The 5,208-nt window shown below is 74.6% G+C and carries 5 protein-coding genes; 4 read left to right on the top strand and 1 reads right to left on the bottom strand.

Annotated elements, in window-relative coordinates; translation table 11 throughout:
• Positions 1-92 precede the first annotated feature (92 nt).
• Positions 93-1,646: a phospholipase gene (locus tag EF918_RS32005; protein ID WP_125652419.1), complete on the top strand. Its 1,554-nt coding sequence runs from the start codon at positions 93-95 to the stop codon at positions 1,644-1,646.
• 22 nt (positions 1,647-1,668) lie between these two features.
• Here EF918_RS32005 and EF918_RS32010 read toward each other — a convergent pair whose 3' ends face one another.
• Positions 1,669-2,256, bottom strand: coding sequence for a TetR/AcrR family transcriptional regulator (locus EF918_RS32010; RefSeq protein ID WP_125652420.1), 588 nt, complete (start codon positions 2,254-2,256; stop codon positions 1,669-1,671).
• A 113-nt stretch (positions 2,257-2,369) separates the two neighbouring features.
• Between EF918_RS32010 and EF918_RS32015 the strand changes: the two genes are divergently transcribed.
• From EF918_RS32015 to EF918_RS32025, 3 genes are all read left to right on the top strand, one after another.
• Positions 2,370-3,800 carry an amidase gene (locus EF918_RS32015; RefSeq protein WP_125652423.1) on the top strand — a complete coding sequence of 477 codons (1,431 nt, stop codon included), beginning with the start codon at positions 2,370-2,372 and terminating at the stop codon, positions 3,798-3,800.
• Positions 3,801-3,809: 9 nt separating this feature from the next.
• Positions 3,810-4,430, top strand: coding sequence for an L-threonylcarbamoyladenylate synthase (locus tag EF918_RS32020; protein WP_125652421.1), 621 nt, complete (start codon positions 3,810-3,812; stop codon positions 4,428-4,430).
• Positions 4,431-4,505: 75 nt separating this feature from the next.
• Entirely contained in the window at positions 4,506-4,769 is a 264-nt protein-coding gene (locus tag EF918_RS32025; RefSeq protein WP_125652422.1) for a DUF6225 family protein, read from the top strand.
• Positions 4,770-5,208: the final 439 nt, after the last annotated feature.

Here is a 5,208-nt window from a genome sequence, read left to right on the forward strand (position 1 = left end):
GCGGCGCCCGCTCGCCGCCCGTGCCCGCGAGGGGCGGGGAGCCCTGGCCGACCCTGCGGGCCACCCGGCCCAGGAGGGCGGGGGGGGCGGGGGTGGGGCCGGCGGCGGCGGCGGCCCCCTCCCCCGCCGCCACCCCCTACCTGGACGCGGTCGAGCAGACGCTGCGTCAGGTCTCCCCCGGCCTCGAAGGCAGCGTGTGGGAGCGGACGGCCGGCAACCGGCTCGACGCCTCGACCCCCGGCGGCGCCGACTGGCTGCTGCAGACGCCCGGCTGCTGGGGCGACGCCACGTGCGCCGAGCGGCCCGGCACCGAGCGGCTGCTGGGCAAGATGCGGCAGAACATCTCCCAGGCCCGGCGCAGCGTCGACATCTCCACCCTCGCGCCCTTCCCGGACGGTGCGTTCCAGGACGCGATCGTGGCGGGCCTGAAGGCGTCGGCGGAGTCGGGTCACCGGCTCGACGTGCGGATCCTGGTCGGTGCCGCGCCGGTCTACCACGCGACGGTCGTCCCCTCGAAGTACCGCGACGAGCTGGTGGCCAAGCTGGGTCCGGCCGCCGGGAACATCAACCTCAACGTGGCCTCCATGACCACGTCGAAGACGGCGTTCTCGTGGAACCACTCCAAGCTCCTGGTGGTCGACGGCATCTCCGTCGTCACCGGCGGGATCAACAACTGGAAGGGCGACTACCTCCAGACCGCGCACCCGGTGGCGGACGTGGACCTCGCCCTGACCGGCCCGGCGGCCGGCTCGGCGGGCGCGTACCTGGACGCCCTGTGGAACTGGACGTGCACCAACAGGTCGAGCTGGACGAGCGTGTGGTTCGCCTCCTCCAACGGCGCGAACTGCATGCCGACCCTGCCCCGCGACACCGCTGCGGCCGGCGGGGCCCAGGGGCCGGGCGCGGGCGTGCCCGTGGTCGCCGTCGGCGGCCTCGGCGTGGGCGTCAAGGACCGCGATCCGGCCTCGAAGTTCGCCCCCGTGCTGCCGACCGCGTCCGACACCAAGTGCGTGGTGGGCCTCCACGACAACACCAACGCCGACCGGGACTACGACACCGTCAACCCCGAGGAGAGCGCCCTGCGCTCCCTGGTCGCCGGCGCCACCCGGCACGTCGAGATCTCGCAGCAGGACATGAACGCCACCTGCCCGCCGCTGCCGCGCTACGACATCCGCCTGTACGACACTCTGGCCGCCAAGCTCGCCGCCGGGGTCAAGGTCCGCATCGTCGTCAGCGACCCGGCCAACCGCGGCGCGGTGGGCAGCGGCGGCTACTCCCAGATCAAGTCCCTGAACGAGATCAGCGACGTGCTGCGGAACCGGCTGACCCTGCTGACCGGGGACGCCGGGAAGGCCAGCGGCGCGATGTGCTCGAACCTCCAGCTCGCCACGTTCCGCAGCTCCGACCGCCCGACCTGGGCCGACGGGCACCCGTACGCCCAGCACCACAAGCTGGTCTCGGTCGACGGCTCGGCGTTCTACATCGGTTCCAAGAACCTCTACCCGTCCTGGCTCCAGGACTTCGGGTACGTCGTGGAGAGCCCGGCGGCGGCCGGCCAGCTCGACGCGGGCCTGCTGTCCCCGCAGTGGACGTACTCGCAGGCCACCGCCACGTACGACTACGCGCGCGGGGTCTGCCAGGGCTGACCGCCCCGGCGCCGAGGGTCGGTCAGCCGCCCAGGAGGCCGGCCAGATGGCCGTCCAGGACCTCCTGGGCCCCGTCCGGGGTGAGGTGGCCGACCAGGACGTGTGCCGTGAGGCCGTCCGTGAGGGCGAGGAGGGTCCGGGCCGCGCGCCGTGCGCCGCCCGGGCCCTCGTCGCCGCCGGCTTCCGCGACGAGGCGGGTGAACGCGTCCTCCAGGGCCGCGTAGTCGGCCCGGAGGGTGCGGGCGAGCGGCTCGCTGACCACGGCCTGGGCGAGGAAGGCGAGCCAGATCCGGGCCTCGGCGCGGCGCTCCTCCCCGAGCAGGGACACCTCGGCGGCCAGGCGCCCCAGCGCGGCGCGGGGCGGTCCCGGCGTACCGTCCGCGCCCGCGGTCCGGGCCCGGGCGGTGATGCGTTCGCCGATGTGGGCCAGCGCGAAGACCAGCATCTCCTCCTTGGTGCGGAAGCACCGCTGTACGGCTCCCATGGACACCTCGGCCCGCGCGGCGACGTCGCGCAGGGTGACGCCCTCCAACCCGCGTTCGTCGGCGAGGGCGAGGACGGCCTCCGCGACCAGGACCCGCCGTCCCTCGTGATCCACCTGCTTGGGCACGCTCGTCCTCTCTCCACTTGCACCGTGGTCCGCACTTTATTCGATGCAAGCGCATCATTTCCCGGGCTATGGTTCCGATGCAAGCGCATCACTACGAGGGAGAGGACGGCGTCATGCAGGACGCCCTGTGGCGCATGTCGGCCGCGGACCAGGCGGCGGCCGTGCGCAACGGCGAGATCTCGGCCGTCGAGCTGGTCGACAGCCATCTCGACCGGATCGCGGAGGTCGGACCGCGGGTCAACGCGGTGACCCAGTTGCTGGCGGAACGGGCCCGCCGGGCCGCCGTGGACACCGACCGGCGGCGGGCCGCCGGCGCGGAGCCGGGCCGGCTGGCGGGCGTGCCGTTCACGGTGAAGGAGACCACCCCGGTCGAGGGCCTGCCCACCACCTTCGGCAGCCCGCGCCTGCGGGGCCTGGTCGCACGGGCCGACGCCCCGCCGGTGGCCCGGCTGCGCGCAGCGGGAGCGATCCCGATCGGGCACAGCAACCTCCCCACCCTGGTCCTGGCGGGGATGCACACCCGCAGCGAGCTCTACGGCGACACGGTCAACCCCTGGGACCCGGAACGGACCCCGGGCGGCACCAGCGGGGGCGACGCGGTGGCCGTGGCCACCGGCATGGCGGCGCTCGGGCTCGGCAACGACTCGGGCGGCTCGGTGCGGATCCCGGCGCAGTTCTGCGGGGTGACCGCGCTCAAGCCGACCTCGGGCCGCTACCCGGCCGACCACCGGGTGTTCGGTCCGGAGGATCCCGGCCCGGCCTCCCAGTTCCTGGTCACCGACGGTCCGCTGGCCCGGCGGGTGGGCGATCTCCGGCTGGCCCATGCGGTCCTGGCCGGCGCCGACCCGCGCGATCCACGCGCCGTGCCGGTGCCCGCCTTCGGCCCGCCGCCGACCGGCCCGGTGAGGGTCGCGGTCGTCACGGACCCCGGCGGGCACGGGGTGCACCCGACGGTGGCCGCGGCCGTCGCGACGGCCGCCGACGCCCTGCGCGACGCGGGCTACGACGTCCAGGAGGTGGCCGACGTGCCCCGGCTGGACGAGGCCCTGGAGGCCTACGGGAAGATCACCGTGACCGAGTTCGCCCCGTCCTGGCCGGCGGTGCGCACGCTGCTCGGCGAGGGCGGCGACCGGTACATCGCCTGGGCGATGGAACGCACCCCGCCCGCGGACCGCGACGAGCTGCTGAAGCTGATGGGCACCTGGCTGAACATCCGCCGTTCGTGGGCAGAGTTCCTGGACGCCCACCCGCTGCTGCTCGGGCCGGTGTTCACCGAGCCGCCGGTCGAGCCGGGGCTGGAGTCGCGCGACCGCGCGGGGCGGGACCGGGTGGCCTCGGGCATGCGGCTGTGCACCGCCACCAGCTTCGTCGGGGTGCCGGCGGTGGCCGTGCCGACCGGGACGAGCGGGGGGCTGCCCTGCGGGGTGCAGATCGTGGGGCGCGCCTACCGGGAGGACCTGTGCCTGGACGCGGCCGGGGCGGTCGAGGACCGGCTCGGGGTGCTCACCCCCCTCGATCCGCTGCCGCGGGGCCGCACGGCGTAGGCTCGGCGGGTGGCCAAGTACTTCGACGTGCACCCGCAGACCCCGCAGCGACGCACGATCGGCACCGTGGCGGACAGCATCCGCTCCGGTGCGCTGATCGCGTACCCGACCGACTCCTGCTTCGCGCTGGGCTGCCAGCTCGGCAACCGGGACGGCATCAACCGGATCCGGTCCATCCGCAACCTGGACGACCGGCACCACTTCACCCTGGTCTGCCAGAACTTCGCCCAGCTCGGCAAGTTCGTGTACGTGGACAACGACGTGTTCCGCACGGTCAAGGCGGCCACCCCGGGCCCCTACACCTTCATCCTGCGCGCGACGGCCGAGGTGCCGCGGCAGTTGATGCACCCGAAGAAGAAGACGGTCGGGGTCCGCATCCCCGAGCACACCGTCACCCAGGCGCTGCTGGAGGAGCTGGGCGAGCCGCTGCTGTCGAGCACCCTGCTGCTGCCGGGCGAGGAGGAGCCGCTGACCCAGGGCTGGGAGATCAAGGAGCGGCTCGACCACGTGGTGGACGCGGTGCTCGACTCGGGCGACTGCGGCACCCGGCCGACCACCGTCATCGACTTCTCCGGCGGCGCCGCCGAGATCGTCCGCCGGGGTGCCGGCGACACCGCCCGGTTCGAGTAGCGGCCGCCGGCGGCACCGCAACGCGTCCGGCGCGCCGTACTCGCGCGCGCCGCCCGCACCCCTACGCTTCACGCCATGGCAGACACCTTCGAACACGCTCCTCAGGTGTGGACCGCGGCCCGGCTGCGCAGCGCCCTCGACGGCCTCCCGGACGACACGCCGATCCATGTCGGCGTCGCGGACGGTCCCGGCAACTTCGAGGGGTACGAGGAGTTCGTCCTCGTCAGCGCGGAACCGGTGGAGACCGAGCACGACGACGAGGAGGGCGGCGCGCCGACCGTGCAGTTCACCCTCTTCGCCGACGCCAAGGCCGGCGTGTACTACCTCGACATGGACTGACCGGCAGCACCGGGACGCGACTGACGGCGGGCCAGGAACCGTGCGTCCGGGCGTTCCTGATCACTCCATCGGTGCCGCCGCCTCGCGCGCGACCGTGTGATCGCCCAGGGTGTTGATCATCGGCAGCTCGTCCCGCCCCTCCCGGCGTGATCGTGATGCCCCGTCACCCTGCCCGGAGGTCCCGATGGAGCGCCCGCCTTCCCCGCCTTCCCTCCACCCCGCCCGCCGTACGGTCGTACCGCCCGGGCCCTGTCCCGCTGCCGCCCTCCCCGCCGGCACGCCGGCCGCCGCCCGCGCCGCGCCCGCCGGCGCGACCTCCCGCCGCCCCCCGCCCCGCACCCCGCGCGCCCGCGGGGCGTCACGCGCGGCCGGCCCGGGGCCCAGATGCGACCGGGGTCAGCGCTCGGCGAGGACGACGTCGAGAGGCGGGCCCCACTGC

Source organism: Streptomyces sp. WAC06614 (assembly GCF_003949795.1).
Taxonomy (GTDB): Bacteria; Actinomycetota; Actinomycetes; order Streptomycetales; family Streptomycetaceae; genus Streptomyces.